At 71.6% G+C, this 17,231-nt stretch carries 15 protein-coding genes; 8 read left to right on the top strand and 7 right to left on the bottom strand.

Features of this window, described 5'->3' with window-relative positions:
* Positions 1-78: 78 nt before the first annotated feature.
* Entirely contained in the window at positions 79-324 is a 246-nt protein-coding gene (locus ACIBSV_RS20090; protein WP_395864768.1) for a hypothetical protein, read from the bottom strand.
* A gap of 413 nt (positions 325-737) precedes the next feature.
* Here ACIBSV_RS20090 and gyrB point away from each other — a divergent pair, with 413 nt between their 5' ends.
* Positions 738-2,828 (top strand): DNA topoisomerase (ATP-hydrolyzing) subunit B, encoded by a 2,091-nt coding sequence (gene gyrB / locus ACIBSV_RS20085; RefSeq protein WP_395865272.1) that lies wholly within the window; start codon positions 738-740, stop codon positions 2,826-2,828.
* Positions 2,829-2,972: 144 nt separating this feature from the next.
* On the opposite strand, the gene ACIBSV_RS20080 is transcribed toward gyrB, so the two are convergent.
* Complete coding sequence (locus ACIBSV_RS20080) at positions 2,973-3,503, bottom strand: MarR family winged helix-turn-helix transcriptional regulator (RefSeq protein WP_395864766.1); 531 nt, start codon at positions 3,501-3,503, stop codon at positions 2,973-2,975.
* A 103-nt stretch (positions 3,504-3,606) separates the two neighbouring features.
* On the opposite strand from ACIBSV_RS20080, the gene ACIBSV_RS20075 reads away from it, so the two are divergent.
* From ACIBSV_RS20075 to ACIBSV_RS20060, 4 genes are all read left to right on the top strand, one after another.
* Complete coding sequence (locus ACIBSV_RS20075) at positions 3,607-4,551, top strand: EamA family transporter (protein ID WP_395864764.1); 945 nt, start codon at positions 3,607-3,609, stop codon at positions 4,549-4,551.
* Between the two features lie 2 nt (positions 4,552-4,553).
* Positions 4,554-5,453, top strand: a complete 900-nt coding sequence (locus tag ACIBSV_RS20070) for an SDR family oxidoreductase (RefSeq protein ID WP_395864762.1) — start codon at positions 4,554-4,556, stop codon at positions 5,451-5,453.
* A gap of 142 nt (positions 5,454-5,595) precedes the next feature.
* Positions 5,596-6,036 carry a helix-turn-helix transcriptional regulator gene (locus tag ACIBSV_RS20065; RefSeq protein ID WP_395864760.1) on the top strand — a complete coding sequence of 147 codons (441 nt, stop codon included), beginning with the start codon at positions 5,596-5,598 and terminating at the stop codon, positions 6,034-6,036.
* A 10-nt stretch (positions 6,037-6,046) separates the two neighbouring features.
* The gene (locus ACIBSV_RS20060; protein ID WP_395864758.1) at positions 6,047-6,457 is read left to right on the top strand and encodes a VOC family protein; all 411 of its coding nucleotides are present in this window, start codon (positions 6,047-6,049) and stop codon (positions 6,455-6,457) included.
* A 165-nt stretch (positions 6,458-6,622) separates the two neighbouring features.
* Here ACIBSV_RS20060 and ACIBSV_RS20055 read toward each other — a convergent pair whose 3' ends face one another.
* On the bottom strand, positions 6,623-7,768 hold the full coding sequence (locus ACIBSV_RS20055; protein WP_395864756.1) for an isochorismate synthase MenF: 1,146 nt from the start codon (positions 7,766-7,768) through the stop codon (positions 6,623-6,625).
* Positions 7,769-8,637: 869 nt separating this feature from the next.
* Between ACIBSV_RS20055 and ACIBSV_RS20050 the strand changes: the two genes are divergently transcribed.
* Positions 8,638-11,106 (top strand): ATP-binding protein, encoded by a 2,469-nt coding sequence (locus ACIBSV_RS20050; protein ID WP_395865270.1) that lies wholly within the window; start codon positions 8,638-8,640, stop codon positions 11,104-11,106.
* Between the two features lie 147 nt (positions 11,107-11,253).
* Here ACIBSV_RS20050 and ACIBSV_RS20045 read toward each other — a convergent pair whose 3' ends face one another.
* The 3 genes from ACIBSV_RS20045 to ACIBSV_RS20035 are packed head-to-tail and all read right to left on the bottom strand — an operon-like array spanning position 11,254 to position 14,339.
* A complete protein-coding gene (locus ACIBSV_RS20045) occupies positions 11,254-12,510 on the bottom strand; it encodes an MFS transporter (protein WP_395864754.1) in 1,257 nt (418 codons plus the stop codon).
* Positions 12,501-13,001 (bottom strand): MarR family winged helix-turn-helix transcriptional regulator, encoded by a 501-nt coding sequence (locus ACIBSV_RS20040; protein WP_395864752.1) that lies wholly within the window; start codon positions 12,999-13,001, stop codon positions 12,501-12,503. The genes ACIBSV_RS20045 and ACIBSV_RS20040 overlap by 10 nt, the downstream gene beginning before the upstream one ends.
* A gap of 33 nt (positions 13,002-13,034) precedes the next feature.
* On the bottom strand, positions 13,035-14,339 hold the full coding sequence (locus tag ACIBSV_RS20035) for an MFS transporter (RefSeq protein ID WP_395864750.1): 1,305 nt from the start codon (positions 14,337-14,339) through the stop codon (positions 13,035-13,037).
* Positions 14,340-14,493: 154 nt separating this feature from the next.
* Here ACIBSV_RS20035 and ACIBSV_RS20030 point away from each other — a divergent pair, with 154 nt between their 5' ends.
* Entirely contained in the window at positions 14,494-15,483 is a 990-nt protein-coding gene (locus ACIBSV_RS20030) for an ArsR family transcriptional regulator (RefSeq protein WP_395864748.1), read from the top strand.
* Positions 15,484-15,513: 30 nt separating this feature from the next.
* On the opposite strand, the gene ACIBSV_RS20025 is transcribed toward ACIBSV_RS20030, so the two are convergent.
* Entirely contained in the window at positions 15,514-16,473 is a 960-nt protein-coding gene (locus ACIBSV_RS20025) for a hypothetical protein (protein ID WP_395864746.1), read from the bottom strand.
* Positions 16,474-16,885: 412 nt separating this feature from the next.
* Between ACIBSV_RS20025 and ACIBSV_RS20020 the strand changes: the two genes are divergently transcribed.
* Entirely contained in the window at positions 16,886-17,089 is a 204-nt protein-coding gene (locus tag ACIBSV_RS20020; RefSeq protein WP_331771990.1) for a cold-shock protein, read from the top strand.
* The last annotated feature ends 142 nt before the right edge of the window (positions 17,090-17,231 follow it).

The following is a 17,231-nucleotide window of genomic DNA, read 5'->3' as shown; positions in this document are numbered from 1 at the left end:
CCAGGCAGCTCTGCCGGCGGGACTGGTGTGGTGCGCGACCTGTGACGAGCGCCTGCGGTTCGAGGTCGAGGGCGATGTCTATCGCTGCGGGGCGTGTCGGTTCGCCGTGCGGGGGCTGATGCCGGAGGAGGTGGTGGCGACACAGGTCGTGACCGCCATCTGCGCGTCGAGGAAGCTCGCGTCCGCGAAGCGCACCGTCGACGAGGTGGTCGAGATGTGGAACGCGTCTCGACCGGGACCGCAACGCGGGCTCGGTGGCCGGGTGACGGCGCTCTCGGACGCCTTGTCGGGTTCCTCCTTCCCGGCCTCTCGTTGCGTGTTCACGGGCCGGCGTCCGGAGGAGGTCCCGTCACCTTCGGGAGGGGGAACCAGCGGCTCCCAGGCCCCTCCGGCGGCCTGCGAAGGGGCACTGGGAGTCGGGTTCAGGGGTGCTCTGCCCGTTGTCCATCGAGGCTCTGTGTGGCGATCTGCGGGCCTGGGAGCATTTCAGCGTGGGGGGACTTGTCGGTCGGTATTTTTGGATCCTGGATCGATGATGAAACGGCTTCCATGCCTGTTTGATGAGCGCGCGATCGGTATGCTGGAGCCCGTTCTCGCTTGAGGAGTACCGCCCCTGGAGGGCCTTGTTCGGCCTGCCCGCGTGCGGCCGGCTCCACCCGACGACACGTACGCTCCCGCCGCCCGGCGGGAGCGCGGCTTGTAGTGCCAGAAAAGAGTGCCTTGTGACTGATTCCGGCATCCTCTCCGTCGCCACCGAGTCCGAAGCCGACGGTTCCCTCGATCCCACCGCCGTCCGCGCCCCCGGCTCGGCCGCCGCCCCCGCACCCACGTCCGGCGACGGCGGGGAGGGCGTGGCGTACGGCGCCAACGAGATCAGCGTGCTGGAGGGGCTGGACCCCGTTCGCAAACGGCCCGGCATGTACATCGGTTCGACCGGTGAGCCCGGCCTGCACCACATGGTGCAGGAGATCGTGGACAATTCGGTCGACGAGGCCCTGGCCGGTTTCGCGGACCGGATCGACGTGACGCTGCTCGGCGACGGCGGCGTTCGGGTGATGGACAACGGGCGTGGCATTCCCGTGGGTCTGCACCCGGAGAAGCGGAAACCGGCCGTCGAACTCGTGTTGACCGTGCTGCATGCCGGCGGCAAATTCGGCGGCGGCGGATACGCGGTCTCCGGCGGGCTCCACGGAGTGGGGCTGTCGGTGGTCAACGCCCTGTCCACGCGCCTGTTCGTGGAGGTGCGCGCCGACGGATACCGGTGGAGTCAGGGATATCGCAACGGTGTGCCGACCGCGCCGTTGGCGCGGCACGAAGGCGTGACCGACACGGGCACCTCACTCACCTTCTGGGCCGATCCGAACGTCTTCGAGACCACCGAGTACTCCTTCGAGACGCTGGCCCGCCGCCTCCAGGAGATGGCCTTCCTCAACAAGGGCCTGACCCTGACCCTGACGGACGAACGCGCGGGCGCGCGGGCGCCGTCGGGCTCGGGCGACGACGGTGTCGAGAAGGCGGGGGCGGACCGGGCCCGATCGGTCTCGTACCGCTACCAGGGCGGCATCGTCGACTTCGTGCAGCACCTCAACTCCCGCAGGGGCGACCCGGTACACCCCTCGGTCATCTCCCTCCGGGCCCAGGGCACGGGGCAACACCTGTCCGTGGACGTCGCGATGCAGTGGAGCACCCGCTTCAACGAAGGCGTGTACTCGTTCGCCAACACCATCCACACCCACGACGGCGGCACGCACGAGGAGGGATTCCGTACCGCGCTGACCGGCGTGGTCAACCGCTACGCCCGAGAGCGGAGGCTGCTGCGGGACAAGGACGACAACTTCTCCGGTGAGGACGTGCGCGAGGGGTTGACGGCGATCGTCTCGGTGAAGTTGGCGGAGCCGCAGTTCGAGGGCCAGACCAAGACCAAGTTGGGCAACACGCAGGCGCGGACGTCCGTCCACAAGGTGGTCCACGAGCAGTTGGCGGACTGGTTCGACCGGAACCCGAACGAAGCGGCGGACATCGTCCGCAAGGCGATCGCGGCCCGGAGTGCCCGTGTCGCCGCCCGCAAGGCGCGTGATCTCACCCGCCGCAAGGGCATGTTGGAATCCGCAGCGCTTCCCGGCAAGCTCGCGGACTGCCAGTCCACCGAGGCCGACGCGTGCGAGATCTTCATCGTCGAGGGCGACTCGGCCGGCGGTTCCGCGAAGTCCGGCCGCGACCCCCGGTACCAGGCGATTCTGCCGATTCGCGGCAAGATCCTGAACGTCGAGAAGGCGCGCATCGACAAGATCCTGCACAACCAGGAGATCCAGGCGCTCATCTCGGCGTTCGGCACCGGGGTCCACGAGGACTTCGACCTCGGCAAGCTCCGCTATCACAAGATCATCCTGATGGCGGACGCCGACGTCGACGGCCGGCACATCAACACCCTGCTGCTGACCTTCCTCTTCCGCTTCATGCGGCCCCTGATCGAAGCCGGACACATCTACCTCTCCCGACCCCCGCTCTACAAGATCAAGTGGAGCCGGGACGACAGCGAGTACGCCTACACCGACCGTGAACGCGACACCCTCGTCGAAATCGGTCGGCGACAGGGCAAGCGTCTGCGCGACGACACCATCCAACGCTTCAAGGGGCTCGGCGAGATGAACGCCGAGGAGCTCCGTGTCACGACCATGGACCCGGACCACCGTGTGCTGGGGCAGATCACGCTGGACGACGCCGCCCTGGCCGACGACCTGTTCGCCGTCCTGATGGGCGAAGACGTGGAGGCCCGACGCTCGTTCATCCAACACAACGCCCAGGACGTGCGCTTCCTCGACATCTGATCCACCCTCGGCGCCGTCGCCACCGGCCACGACGGGCACCCCTCGCGGAGCATCCCACGCCGAACCCCACAAGCGTGGCATACCCGAACGTTCGTGAGATCGACCCGTGTTCCGCGGCGGATCGCCCGTACTCCCGCGTGGGGGCTACGCGTTGGGTCGGTCGGTTTTCAGGGGGTTGCCGGGGGCATGGTCGCCGAGGCTGTTGAGGAGTTGGCGCAGGAGGCCGGCGAGGCGTTCCTGGTCGCCGTCGCTCAGTTTCGCGAGGAGTCTCGCCTCCAGGTCGACATGGTCGACGACGACGCCGTCGATGAGTTCGCGGCCACGGTCGGTCAAGGTGATCAGCACGCTGCGCCGATTGAGCGGATCGAGTTCGCGGGTCACCATCTCCCTCGCGACGAGACGGTCGATCCGGTTGGTGATCGCCCCGGAGGTGACCATCGACGACTCGACGAGTTGCTTGGCGGTGAGCCGGTACGGGTGACCGGATCGGCGCAGCGTGCCCAGGATGTCGAACTCCCAAAGCTGCAGGTCGTGCGTGGCGAAGTGGTCGCGAAGCTCCCGCTCGAGCAGTCGGCAGGCGCGCTGGATCCGGGCCACGACGCCCATCGGCGTGGGGTCGATGTCGGGCCGCTCGACCCGCCACTGGTCCATCCGCCAGTCGACGTTGTCCTCCACGGGCTGCCGCCTCCCAGAACCTCTTAACGTGAAACTGTTTGACGTCATCCTAACAGGGAGCTACATTCGCCAACGTTGAATAGTTCAACGTTAAGGAGAATTGATGCTCCGGGACCCAAGCCGGTCCGGAACGGGACGTGCGTCCCCGCCCGGCGGCACGCTGGGACTGACCCTGCTGACCGCGACCGCACCGGCCACGTGGGGCACGACATACCTGGTCACCACCGAGTTCCTCCCGGTCGGCTATCCGCTGGTGTCCGGAGTGATCCGCGCGCTGCCGGCGGGGCTGATCCTGCTCGCCGTCACCCGGCGACTGCCGCACGGCACGTGGCTGTGGCGCTCCCTGCTGCTCGGCACCCTCAACATCGGCGCGCTCTTCGCCCTGCTGTTCGTGGCCGCCTACCGCCTGCCGGGTGGCGTCGCGGGGACCCTCACCGCCGTCCAGCCGCTGCTCGTCGTCGGCCTGGCGTACCTGCTCCTGGGCGAGAGGCCCACCGGCTGGCGGCTGGGCTGGGGGCTGGTCGGTGTGCTGGGCGTCGGGTTGATCGTGCTGCGCGGCCGGCTCTCCTTCGACCTGCTCGGCGTCCTGGCCGGAATAGCGGCCGCCGGCGTGATGGCAGGCGGGATCGTCCTGACCAAACGCTGGGGGCGTCCGGACGGCGTCGGGCCGGCGACCATCGCCGCGTGGCAGCTCACCGCCGGTGGGCTCGTGCTCCTGCCGCTCGCGCTCGTCTTCGAAGGACTTCCGTCCGGACTGGACGCTCGTGCGCTCGGCGGCTACGCGTGGTTGTCCGGTGTGGGCGCACTGCTTTCCTTCCTGGTCTGGTTCCAGGGCATCGGCAGGCTGCCCGTGGTCGCCGTGTCGTTCCTGGCCCTGCTCTCGCCCGTGGTGGCCACGCTCCTGGGCTGGTTGTTCCTGGACGAGTCGCTCACCCCGTGGCAGTGCTTCGGGTTCGTGCTCGCGCTGACCGCCGTCGCCGCCGCGCAACTGACCCCCGACGTCGTCCGTGACCTGCTCCGTATCCCCGCCACCGCCAAGGGAGAATGAACATGACGCGCACCGTGCTGATCACCGGAGCCACCGGAACCGTGTCCACCGCACTGCTGAACACGCTGACGGCGAAGGACGTGGCGCTTCGCGCGCTCGTGCACGACGAACGCAAGGCGGACGGCCCGCGCGAGCAGGGCGCCGAGGTCTTCGTCGCCGACCTCGACGACGCCCGGTCGCTGCCGCCCGCCTTCGAGGGTGTGCACGACCTGTGGCTGCTCACCCCGAACGGTCCGCGCGCCCCGGAGAACAACATGAACCTGCTCTGGGCCGCCCGCCGGGCAGGTGTGGAGCGCGTCGTACGCCTGTCCGTGGTCGGCGCGGCGCACGACGCGCCGAACCGCAGCGGCAGGCTGCACGCGCTGTCCGACCGGGAGACCGAACGCTGCGGCATGCGCTGGACGATCCTGCGCCCGCACTGGTTCATGCAGAACCTGCTGAACGAGGCCGGCGACATTCGTGCCGGCGGCACGTTCGCGCTGAACATGGCCTCGGCTCGGATCGGCATGATCGACGCACGCGACATCGCCGCGTGCGCGGCCCGCGTGTTGTCGGACGACCCGGATCGCCACCACGGCCAGACGTACACCCTCACCGGCCCGCGCTCGCTGAGCTTCGACGAGGTCGCCGAGCAGACCGGCCGGGTTCTCGGCAGACCCACGGCGTACCTGCCGGTCGGCGACGCGGCCAAGCGCGAGACGTTGCTCGGCTACGGCGTTCCGCCGTGGATCGTCGACATGCTCGAGGAGTACGCGCAGGCGTACGCCTCCGGGTGGGGGGACTTCACCTCCGGTACGGTCGCCGACCTGCTCGGTCGCCCGCCGCGCGACATCGCCGACTTCGTCCGCGACCACGCCGCGGCGTTCACGACCGACGACTCCCGGTCGGCCGTGGACGCCTGAGACCGTGACCGGCCGCCCGGCCCGATCGCGCGGGTGCGCGACGGGGCCGGCGGCGGGTCCGCGATCGCCCGGGCACGAACCCCGCCGAGCCGCTTTCACGCAGGTCGGCGGGGCTGTCGGGATGCGGCGGTAGGGTCGTGGCATGGACCAGCAACACCTTGCCAATCTCGCGCACCTGCGCCGAGCGCGGGATCTGGTGGACCGCGAGTACGCGCGTCCGCTGGACGTGCCGACCATGGCCCGCCACGCGCTGATGTCGCCGGGGCACTTCTCCCGGGCCTTTCGGGCGGCCTACGGCGAGACGCCGTACGGCTACATCATGACCCGTCGGGTCGAGCGGGCGATGGCGCTGTTGCGCGAGGGCATGAGTGTGACCGACGCGTGCATGGCGGTCGGCTGTACCTCGCTGGGCTCGTTCAGCTCGCGGTTCACCGAGTTGGTGGGCATGACGCCGAGCGCGTACCGCGCGGCGGACCACGAGGCCGTGCTGGCGATGCCCACGTGTGTGGCCAAGGTGCGCACCCGGCCGACCAGGGAGTCATCCGTCAGGATTGGAGAAGCGGCTCCCGGCACCGCCGTCTAGCGTTGTTCGCATGACCATTTCACTCCAGTACTGCCACATCACCGTCAACGACGTGGACGAGTCGCTCGCGTTCTACCGCGACGGACTCGGCTACGAGGTGCGCAACGACGTCGGCTCGGACGGGATCCGGTGGATCACGCTCGGCAGCCCCTCCCAGTCGGACGCCGAACTCGTCCTGTCGGTGCCGCACGCCGGCCGGTCCGAGGCCGACGGGGACACCCTGCAGGAACTGCTCGTCAAGGGTGTGCTGCCGATGGTCGTGTTCCGCACCGACGATCTCGACGCGACCTTCGAGAGGGTGCGCGCCTCCGGTGCCGAGGTGCTCCAGGAGCCCATCGACCAACCCTGGGGCCCGCGCGACTGCGCGTTCCGGGACCCCTCGGGCAACATGGTGCGCATCTCGCAGACTCCCAAGGCGTAGCAACCGGCACACGGACGCGGCTTTCGCGCGCCGCCGCCCCGGGGCTCGCCCGCCTCCGGGGTCGGCTGCGCGCGGAAGCCGGGCGTGCCGTCGATGGATCCCACGGCGGACCCGGCCCCGTGTTCGTGCCCGGGAACCGCGCCGGGGCAGTGGTGTGTTCGGGGATCACCGGAAGGCGGCGCTGGGGCTCAGGACGGCCGGAGTCGGTCGCAGGGCGTCCAGCATGGTGGTGAACTCGGCCCTGGTCTGCGCGAGTTCGCGTCTCGGATCGGATTCGGCGAGGATGCCCGCCCCCGCGTGCAGGCGTACGCCGTCCGGGTCGGTCTGCGCGCAGCGCAGGGCGACGACCCATTGGCCGTCGCCGTGGCGGTTGGTCCAGCCGACGAGACCGCCGTAGTAGTCGCGGGGGCGGGTCTCCAGTCGGCGGATCAGCGTGTGCGCGGCGTCGCGGGGCAGGCCGCACACCGCGGGGGCGGGATGGAGCAGGGCGGCCAACGCGAACGCGGTGGGCGCGGGCCGGCGCAGCCGGGCGCGGATCGGGGTGCACAGGTGCCATAGGCGTCCGGCGGCCTTGAGCCGGGGTCGGTCGGGGATGTGCAGGCGGGTGCACAGCGGATGCAGGACGCGGCGCAGTTCGTCGACGACCAGGGCGTGCTCGCGCAGCTCCTTGACGGAGCCGGCGAGCGCGTGTGCCGCCGCCAGGTCGCGGACGGGGTCGCGGTGCCGGGAGGCGGTGCCGGCGAGCGGGTTCAGGGCCAGCAGGTCGCCCTGTCGGGTGAGCAGTAGTTCGGGAGAGGCGCCCAGCAGCGCTCGGGCGCCGGGCGTGCCCGGCGGGTCGAGGGCGACGTGGAAGAGATGGGCCAGTGGGTGGAGACGGTCCAGCAGGGCCAGGGTCGCGACGGGGTCGATGTCGCGGCGCAGGGTCAGCGTCCGGGCCAGGACCACCTTGTGGGCCTCGCCGGCCCGCAGACGGCGCACGGCCTTGGCGACGGCTCCCACATAGGCCGCCTCCCCCCGCGTGTCGACGCGATGGGGTCCGGTCGGTACGGCCGGTGGGCCCGGCCGGCGCTGCCGGGGTGTGGCCGTCACCCGGCCGAGCGCGAGCGCCGCGGGGGTGTCCTCGTCGAAGGGCAGGGCGCCGACGACGCACCAGCGCGGGTCGGCGTCGCGCAGTGTTCTCGCGGCCGCATGCGCGGCTCGGGTGAACTGCCCAGGACCGAGCGGGACTTGGGTCGGAAGAGGGGTGGTGGACCGGGCCCGCAGGACGTGCCGGGACGTGGTCAGGAGCCAGTGTGCCAGGTCGTGGGACATGATCCGCTCCCGGGGGTCGTGCGGCCGGTGGTGCCGGCCGCGCGGGGACGCACCGTCGTCGACATGGCGGCGGTGCGGGTGATACGAGGGATGTGATCGGAGACGGGGGACGCGACAACGTCGGCGATGACGCGGGGTAGGTGACGCCGGCGGGATCCCCCCGCGATGCGCGGCCGCATGGCCGTGCGCACCGTGCGGTCGTTGCCGCCCACCGCGCCGGTGACGACGGGTGCATCCTGGTCCGCCCCGGTCGGTCGCACGCCGCTCCTTCCGGGCGGCCGCGTGGCCGCCCGGCTGCCACTCCACCACCCGAACCCCCTCGCGTGGCAGGGCGTGTGGGGGTGGTGCGCGCGCACCGGGTGGTGCGCGCGCACCCGAAGGCACCGACGCGCGACCGCGCGCCGTGGCCGCACCCGGATCCGACCCGCGAGACTCGAACGAGCGTAATCCGCCCCGGCTTCGCCCGTCGTCCCGTCGGCTCCGCCGACGCGGGCCCCGGCCCGGACCCATCCGATCCGGCCCGGCCGTGCCGACGTTGCCGCGCCCGCGGTCGTGCCGGCCGGCTCCACCCGGCGGTGGTCGGCGCGTTCGTCCACGACAATGTCCGGAGCCCGGTCGTCGGAACTACCGGGTGGCGGGTGGTCGGTGCACGAGCGGGGTCGGCACGCTCGACCCCGGCCCTCACCCGGCCGCGAGCGGACGAACGGAAGGGCTGAGCGCGGGTGCCATACGGACACGGCCGGTGCCGGAAGTCGTCGAAGCGCGCCACCGCGGAGGTGAGCGGATCCGTCCCGAAGACGAACACCTCGCGGCGCGGCGCGTTGCGGGTCTACCTCGGCGCGGCGCCCGGCGTCGGCAAGACGTACGCGATGCTCGACGAAGCCCATCGCCGGCTCCTCCGGGGAACCGATGTGGTGGTCGGCGTCGTGGATTGCGGCGGCCGGCCGCTCACCGAGGAGATGCTGGTCGGCCTGGAGATCGTCGCGCCACGCGAACTGGTCCACCATGACGGCGAGTTCACCGAAATGGACGTGGACGCGGTGATCGCCCGCGGACCGCGCGTGGCGCTGGTCGACGACCTGGCGCACACCAACGCGCCGGGATCGCGCAACGAGAAGCGGATCCAGGACGTCGAGGAGATCCTCGACGCCGGGATAGACGTGATCTCCACGGTCGACGTGCGGCAACTCGCGTCGCTCAACGACGTGGTCGCGTCGATCACCGGCGTCCCCCAGCGCGAGACCGTGCCCGACGGCGCGGTGCGTCGGGCCGATCAGATCGAGTTCGTCGACCTGACTCCCGAGGAGCTGCGCCGCCGAATCGCCGACGGGGACGTGTACACCCCCGAGCGGGCCGATGCCGCCCTCGCGAACTACTTCCGCCCGGGCAACCTGACCGCGCTGCGCGAGCTGGCCCTGTTGTGGGTGGCCGACGGGGTCGACGAGTACTTGCGCGAACACCGCAACCGGCACGGGTTCGACGCGATGTGGCCGACCCGGGAACGGGTCGTGGTGGCGCTCACCGGCGGGCCGGAGGGCGACACGCTGATCCGGCGGGCGGCGCGGATCGCGGGTCGGGGCCCGGGCGGGGAACTCCTGGCCGTGCACGTGGCCCGCAGCGACGGCCTGTCCGGATCCTCACCGGCCGACCTGGCCCGTCAGCGCCGGCTGGTGGACTCGCTCGACGGCACGTTCCACTCCGTCGTCGGCGACGACGTACCCGGCGCCCTGCTGGACTTCGCCCGTGGGGAGGATGCCACGCAGATCGTGCTCGGCAGCAGCCGGCGCAAGCCCTGGCAGTTCGTCCTGGGTCCGGGCGTGGGCGCCACCGTGGCGGCCCGGGCCGGCGACATCGACACCCACATCGTCACCCACGAGTACGCCGGTCGCGGGCGGGACGACCGACCCAGGCGCACGGTCACCGCCCGGGGGCGAGCGGTGCCGGCCTGGGTGGTCGCGCTGCTCGGACCACCCGCGCTGACCGCCGCGCTCGTACCGATCCGGGGCAACGCCGCGCTGCCCCACGACATGCTCCTGTTCCTGGCCCTGACCGTCGCGGTCGCGCTGTTCGGCGGCCTGTGGCAGGGGGTGACCACCGCCGTGCTCGGCTCGTTGTTCATGGACTACCACATGACGCCGCCGCTGGACACCCTGGACATCGCCGCGCCGGGAAACGTGCTCGCGCTGGTGGTCTTCGTGGTGATCGCGCTGGCGGTGGCGTCGGTCGTCGACCTCGCCGCGCGACGTACCCAGCAGGCCGAACGTGGTCGGGCCGAGGCGGAGACGCTCGGCTTCCTCGCCGGGAGCGTGCTCAGGGGCGAACGGGCGTTGCCCGCGCTGTTGGAGCGGGTTCGGGTGACCTTCGACATGCGATCCGTTTCGCTGCTGCGCCGGGACGGACCCCGCGGGTCCTGGGAGAGCGTCGGGTCGGTCGGCGTGGATCCGCCGGCGCGGCCCGACACGGCGGACGTCGAGGTCGCGGTGGACGAGTCGCTCGTGCTGGTGCTGTCCGGCCGCCCGCTGCCCGCGGACACGCGCCGCGTCCTGGGCGCGTTCGCCGCGCAGGCGGCGCTGGTCCTGGAGCGGGGTGCCCTGGTCGCCGAGGCGGCGGAGGCGCGTCGGCTCGACGAGGGCAACCGGGTCGACACCGCGTTGTTCGCCATGGTGGCCCGGGACCTGCGGGCGCCGCTGGCGGCGATCAAGGCCGGGGCGTCCGGTCTGCGAGTGGAGGAGGTCGACTGGGAGCGGGCGGACCGGGCCGAGTTGCTCGCCACGATCGAGGCGGGCGCCGATCGGCTCGACCGGTTGATCGGCAATCTGCTCGACATGAGCCGGCTGCGGATGGGCACGGTCGACCCGTTGCCGAGCGACATCGCGCTGGACGAGGTGATCCCGGGGGCGGTGGCGCGGGCCGCGAGGTCGGGGGTGCGGGTGTCGATTCCGGAGACGTTGCCGACCGTTCGGGCCGACGCGGAGTTGTTGGAGCGGGTGATGGCCAACCTGGTGGAGAACGCGGTTTTGCACACTCCGGCGGACACGCCCGTGACGGTCGTGGCCGGGACGGTCCGCGGCCGGGTCGAACTGCGGGTGGTCGATCGTGGTCCCGGCCTGCCCGACGACGCCAAGGACCGGGTCTTCGAGGCGTTCGCGCGGCACGGAGACGCCCCGCGAAGTCGTGGTGTGGGCCTGGGACTTGCCGTCGCGCGCGGCTTCGCCGAGGCGATGGGCGGCTCGCTGGCCGCCGAGGACACGCCCGGTGGCGGGCTCACCATGGTCTTCGTGCTCCCCGTCTCGACCGGGCCGAACCCGGGTGGAGTGCGGGGCGAACTCGCGAGCTGAGGTTCATCCGCCGTGCGCCGCCTCCCGAGCCCAGGTCACCCGCCGCGTTCCGGGTGGGCCTCCGGCCGACCTGCCGTACGCCGCGACGGTCACCTGCCGGCCGGAAGCCTACCCACGAAGTTCGGTGTGGCGCCGCCGAGTTGCCGATCAGGACTTGGTGAGCGCGGCCGGACCGGCAGGCGTTGTCGCGAATCGGCGGAGGCCCGGTGTGGCCGTCGCGACCAGGGCGACCGCGCCGACGCACAGGAGGCCGCCGCTGATCAGGGCCGCCGTACCCGAGGTGGCGTTCGCGACGAGACCGCCGCGCAGGTTGCCGATGTCCGGCCCGGCCTGTCCGACGATCTGTTCGGCGGCGCCGACCCGGCCGAGGAACTCGTTCGGGGTGTGCAACTGGACGATGGTGTTCCGGGAGATGACGGACACGGTGTCGGCGGCACCTGCCAGGACCAGGAAGCCGAGCCCCACCCACGGGTTGGGCGACAGACCGAACAGTGCGAGCGACCCGCCCCACGCGACGGATCCGCCGAGCATCACCAGGCCGGGGCGAGGCAGTCGGGTGAAGGCTCCGGAAAGCACGGACGCGATGACGCCGCCGACGGCGATGGCGGTCAGGAACAGTCCGAGGGTGCGTGGATTGTCGTCGAACCGCTCGGCGTTGATCAACGGGAACAGGCTGATCGGCATCGACAGCACGGTGGCGGCGAGGTCGGTCAAAAGCGCTCCGCGGATGACGGGGGTACGGACCAGGAAGGCCAGGCCGTCGAGCACGCCTCGGAGACCCGGGCGCACCTGCTCGTCACCGGGGCTCATCTTGGGCAGGCCCAGTGCGCCGTGGATCGCCGCGAGGAAGGTAAGGGCGTCGATCAGGTGGCAGGTGCCGACGCCGAATCCCCCCACGATCAGCCCGCCCAGTGCGGGGCCCACCAGCATGGCGCCCTGGAAGGACATCCCGTTCAGGGCCAGCCCGGCCGCGAGTTGCTCCCTGGGCAGCAGGTGCGGGATGAAGGTGCGGGCCGCCGGGCCGCTGCCGGCCACGAAGCAGGATTGCAGCGCGACCAGCAGCAGCACGCCCGTGGGCGGGAGGTGCCCGAGGAAGCCCTGGACGGCGAGCAGCAGCGAGCACGACGCCAGGCCGCAGGTGGTGAGCAGATAGAACCGCCGCCGGTCCACGCGGTCGACGAGCGACCCGGCGAAGAGTCCGAACACGACGATCGGAAGGGCCTGGGCCAGACCCACGGCACCGGTCCAGGCGGTACTGCCCGTCGTCTGCCAGACCTGGAACATCACCGCTACAACCGCCATTTGGCTGCCCAGGCCGGACAGGGTCCGACCGATCCACAACCGTCGAAACGGTGGTGACGTGCGCAGCGGGGACACGTCGATCAGCGCGTGCCTCACTCCCATGCGGGGTCCTGCGCCAGTTTCTCGGCGATCCGGTCGTGGAAGCTCTTGCGTTCGAGGGCCTGTTCGATGTCGGTGACGACGCGGGTGAGCGGGTAGGGGATCTCCGCCTCGATCTCGGCGATGGCGGCCTCGGTGGCCCGCCACTCCGCCGCCAGTCGGCCGACGATGTCGCGGGCCTTGTCGGTGAGCGTCACCTTCTTGCTGCGCGCGTCCTCGCCCGCGACGGTCCGCACCCAACCGGCCGCGCGCATCGCGGACACCTTCTGGCTGAGCGCCGAATGGGTCCGGCCGACGGACTCGGCGAGTTCGGTGATGGTCATCGGCCCGGTGGCGTGCAGCCGGAGCAGTTCCATCACGAAGCTCGGCTTGAGCCCGTCGATGCGCTTCTCCGCGTACAGCCGGGCGATGTCCGCGTCCATCGAAGCCTGGAGCAGCCGTAGAGGACGCCAGTGGCTGTGCCGGGAGGGATCGGGTGCGTGGTCCTGGGGCATGCGGGAATCATAACAGCACTTATATAAGTGCTGTCAGATTTCACCGGACGCTGGGCCTCGGCCGGTTGGTGCAGTCCGATCCAGGCCAGTGTGCCGGGCGCGCCGGGCAACTTCCGGTAGATCTCCTCCGGCGTCGCCGGCGCGGTCCGTCCGGCACGAACGGCTCGTGCGGGATCCTCGGCCGCGCGGCGCCACGAGGTGGCGGGCCAGGGCGAGCGCGGCGAGGAACGTCAGGAACGCACACACGCCAAGCCATCCGGTTCGGTCGTGGACCTGTACCCCGATCCAGGAACCCGCGCTGCCGCCCAGGTAGGCGCAGGTCATGTAGGCGGTGTTGAGCCGGCTGCGGGCGTCGGGGCGCAGCGCGAACACCCGGGCCTGGTTGGCGACCATGCCGGACTGCATCGCGATGTCGAGCAGCAGGGTGCCGAGCACCAGGGCGACCAGACCCGGCGTGCCGCCCACGGCGCCCGCGGCGAGGACCGGGGCACAGCCGAGGACCGCGAGCAGGCAGACCAGGTTCACCGTGTCGGGTCCCCTGCGGTCGACCAGGCGTCCGGCGATCGGGGTGCAGACCATGGTTGCCGCGCCGACCAGCGCGAGCATTCCCACCGCGTGGGCGCCCAGGTCGTACGTGGGGCCGGTGAGCAGGAGTGTCAGGCAGGTCCACACGGCCGAGAACCCGGCGAAGATCGTCGCCTGATGGAAGCAGGAGCGGCGCAACTCCGGTTCGGTGCGCAGCAGGCGCAGGGGTTCGGCCAGGAGGGCCGGGTACGGCCGGCGCGAGGGTGGGACCGTCTTCGGCAGGATGCGCGCCAGGACGCCGGCGAGCAGCAGCACCAGGACCGCCGCCACCAGGTAGGGCGCGCGCCACCCCAGCCATTCGCCGAGTGACCCGCCGAAGGTGCGAGCCAGCAGCATGCCGCCGATCGAGCCGCTGAGCAGGGTGCCCATCATCGCGCCGCGGCGCTCGGCGGCGACCAGCCCGGCCGCGAGCGGGCCGACGATCTGGGCGGCCACGGTGGTGACGCCGACGAGGGCGCTCGCGGCGACCAGGGGCGGCAGGGTCGGGGCGCAGCCCGCGGCCAGGAGGGCGACGCCGGAGAGGGCGAGCAGGGTGACCAGGAAGGCGCGATGGGGGAGTCGGTCGCCGAGCGGCACCAAGAGGAAGATCCCGGCGGTGTAGCCGATTTGGGTCGCGGTCACCACCAGCGCGGCGGCGTCGGGGGACTCGTGCAGTCCGGCGGCGATCAGTGGGCTGATCGCCTGCGGGAAGTAGATGTTGCCCACGCCGACGGCGCAGGTCAGAGACAGGATCAGGACCAGGCCGCGGCTCATCGCACCTCCACCGACTCGCGCGCGTCCACGGTGTCGGCGACGCGGCGGGTCGTGCCGGGGGAGGGCACCGGGGGCCGGGGGCGGGCTGCGTGTGTCATGCGTGGCAGTTCACGGCACCCGTGCCACGCCGCCAATGGATGTAGCGTATGGCTTAATGATCAGCTACGAGCTCGGCGTCGAGGATCTCGCCGACACGCGGTTCGCCCTCTCGCCCCTGCACGAGACCGTGGTCAGTCTGCGGGTGTTGCGCGAGCCGGGACTGGCCGCGTTGCACCTGCCGTGGCGCAGAGCGGTTCTGGGCGGGATTCGAGCGCTCGACACCGAACTGTTGATGTCGCTGGTCGCGGCCAGGCTTACCCTCCCCGACTTCCTGACGCCGCGGCCGGCGACCTTCGCGGCGAGCTTCGACGAGGAACTGGCCGTCGTGCGACGCACACCCGCGGATCTGGTACGGCGCGACCTGTCGGCCACGCACGCCCCGGACCCGCTGCCGGCCGCGCTGCTCGACGCCGGTGCCGAGGACGACGCGCCCGTGCTCGCGCTCCGCGACGCCATCTGCGAACTCCTGCGGCGGTACTGGAAGATCGCCGTCGAGCCGACGTGGCCGCGGATGCGCCTGCTGCTGGAGGCGGACATGACCTACCGCGCGCGGCAACTGGCCGTGGGCGGCGCCCGCCTGCTGTTCGCCGACATGCACCCGAATCTGCGCTGGCACCACGGGGTGCTGGAGATCGACAAGATGATCGGCCGGCATCACGTCGCGGCGTCGGGCCGGGGCCTGCTGCTCGTTCCGTCGGTGTTCGTGCACAAGCCCGCGCCCCCGGTCAGCCCGGAGGAACCGCCGTCGTTGGCCTACCCCAGCCGCGGAGTGGCGACGCTGTGGGCACGCTCGCCCGTCGCCGACCCGGCCGCTCTGGTGTCCCTGGTGGGTGCGCCGAAGGCGGGATTGCTCGGCCTCCTGGACGAGCCGCTGCCCACGGTCGAGATCGCCCGCCGGCTCGGTGTCACCCCGAGCGCGGTGTCCCAGCACCTGCGCGTGCTGCACGCCACCGGCCTGGTCTCCCGGGCGCGCGACGGACGGCACGTGCTGTACCGTCGCGCGCCGCTGGGCGACGAACTGCTGGGTGGCGGTCGGCCGGGGTAACTACGCGCGGTGCGCGAGGAGTTCGGGGGGTCAGTCGGGCGGGGCGTCCGAGGTGTGGCCGGTCGCGGTGGGGTCGGACGTGGCGGGGTCGGGGCCGGCGGCCATGCGGGCGGTGGCGACGTACAGCCGGTCGGCGCGTCCCGGGGGCAGGCATTCGCGCACGGGATTCCCGGTGGCGTCGACCAGGCCGCGCCAGGCGGGCAGTCGGTGGTGGAGCATGTCCTGGTAGTCGCAGCGCAAGCGCACTTCGACGCGCTCGGACCAGGCGGTCAGGATCCGTCCGTGGCCGTGGTCCCAGACGATCAGGCGCCGCCCTCGCCACGTCGAGGCGACGGTCTCGTCCGTGTCCCGGCTCGTGAGGGCCTGGTGCGTCTGCCGGCTCGCGGCGGCCCGCGAGGGGGCGTGCGGGGACACGGTGACCAGGGGTATCGACAGCGGCGGCAGGGGTGTCCGCGAGCGGTCGATCGCGGTGACGGTGACGGTGGCGGCGGCGGCCGGGCCCGATCGCCCGTCGGGTGCCGTGCTCCCGGGCGTCGCGTCCACGTGCACCCACGTCGACGTGGGGTCGGCGAGTACCTCGCGCGCCCACGCGGCCTGCCGGGCCCGTTCCTCGCGGGCCCTCGCCTGGGTGAGAGTGATCATCGTGACGGTCAGGCAGGCCGGACACAGATTCCGGCCGTCGCCGCATCGCGTCGTCACCTGCTCGGTGCGGGCGTCGCATCCCGAGCAGACGTGTCGGTCGCCGCGGGCGGTGAGGAGTTCCTCGATGCCGGCGCCGTCGGGCATTGAATCGCGTGCGTCGTACAGCGCGCGCACGACGTTCTCGTTGTCACAGTCCCGGCCGCGCACGCGCGCGACGACGCGTGCGGCGGGGTTACGGGGCAGATCCAGCCTGGCGAGCTCATTCGCCTGCAGCAGCGGCCAGGGGACGGTGCCCCAGCCCTCGAACGTGCGACGGTCCTCGAAATCGTGGTTCGGCCGTGTGGTCACAGGTTTCGTGGCTCCTCGTGCGGTGCCCGATCGGTGGGGCTTGCGCCCGTTCGCACCGATCCCCCCTGACCGACCAAGCATGGCCCAACGAGCGGGGGAGGGATAGCCGGAATTTCGTCGAACCGTCGGCAGACGGGTGCGCACTCCGGGAGTTCGACCGAAATCCGTGCCCATGGGCGCTGTCGGACCCCCGAGCCGGTGTTGCGCTCGTGACTGTTTGGTCGGGGACATGGCGCGGCGAACCCTGCTCGGGTACGGTCGTTCCCCAGTAGTCGTGGCTCGACGTTCGTTCGCCCGTGATCGCGATCACGGGCGATTTTGCTGTCCACAGCGCTTCTCGGACCATGGCGATCACCTCCGGGCCCGCACCTCGCGTGGCGCGATTCCATTTATCTGATCGAGGAGTTCGACCGTGGCCAGTGGCACCGTGAAGTGGTTCAACAGCGAAAAGGGCTTCGGTTTCATCGAGCAGGACGGCGGCGGCCCCGACGTCTTCGCCCACTACTCGAACATCTCCGGCAGTGGGTACCGTGAGCTTCTCGAGGGGCAGAAGGTGACCTTCGACGTCACGCAGGGCCAGAAGGGCCCGCAGGCGGAGAACATCGTCGCCTCCTAGTACGTCGCCGGCCGCGGGGGCCGCCGGCCCCCCCCCCCCCCCACCTATACGACGGAAAACCCCGCCCCCCCGACCCCGGGCCGACGGCGGGAGCCGACCGGGGGGCCGCCCCCCGAGGGGTCCCCCGGCGGGCGGGTCAGCT

The organism is Embleya sp. NPDC050154, from assembly GCF_044460165.1.
GTDB lineage: Bacteria > Actinomycetota > Actinomycetes > Streptomycetales > Streptomycetaceae > Embleya.
This window is presented reverse-complemented; position numbering and strand designations above follow the sequence as displayed.

What these genes read in the sequence shown, in the direction of transcription:
- ACIBSV_RS20040 (WP_395864752.1), bottom strand. Translation starts at nt 13,001, where the DNA reads ATGCCCCAGGACCACGCACCCGATCCCTCCCGGCACAGCCACTGGCGT.
- ACIBSV_RS20045 (WP_395864754.1), bottom strand. Translation starts at nt 12,510, where the DNA reads ATGGGAGTGAGGCACGCGCTGATCGACGTGTCCCCGCTGCGCACGTCA.
- ACIBSV_RS20070 (WP_395864762.1), top strand. Translation starts at nt 4,554, where the DNA reads ATGACGCGCACCGTGCTGATCACCGGAGCCACCGGAACCGTGTCCACC.
- ACIBSV_RS20050 (WP_395865270.1), top strand. Translation starts at nt 8,638, where the DNA reads ATGCTCGACGAAGCCCATCGCCGGCTCCTCCGGGGAACCGATGTGGTG.
- ACIBSV_RS20065 (WP_395864760.1), top strand. Translation starts at nt 5,596, where the DNA reads ATGGACCAGCAACACCTTGCCAATCTCGCGCACCTGCGCCGAGCGCGG.
- ACIBSV_RS20060 (WP_395864758.1), top strand. Translation starts at nt 6,047, where the DNA reads ATGACCATTTCACTCCAGTACTGCCACATCACCGTCAACGACGTGGAC.
- ACIBSV_RS20030 (WP_395864748.1), top strand. Translation starts at nt 14,494, where the DNA reads ATGATCAGCTACGAGCTCGGCGTCGAGGATCTCGCCGACACGCGGTTC.
- ACIBSV_RS20035 (WP_395864750.1), bottom strand. Translation starts at nt 14,339, where the DNA reads ATGAGCCGCGGCCTGGTCCTGATCCTGTCTCTGACCTGCGCCGTCGGC.
- ACIBSV_RS20055 (WP_395864756.1), bottom strand. Translation starts at nt 7,768, where the DNA reads ATGTCCCACGACCTGGCACACTGGCTCCTGACCACGTCCCGGCACGTC.
- ACIBSV_RS20075 (WP_395864764.1), top strand. Translation starts at nt 3,607, where the DNA reads ATGCTCCGGGACCCAAGCCGGTCCGGAACGGGACGTGCGTCCCCGCCC.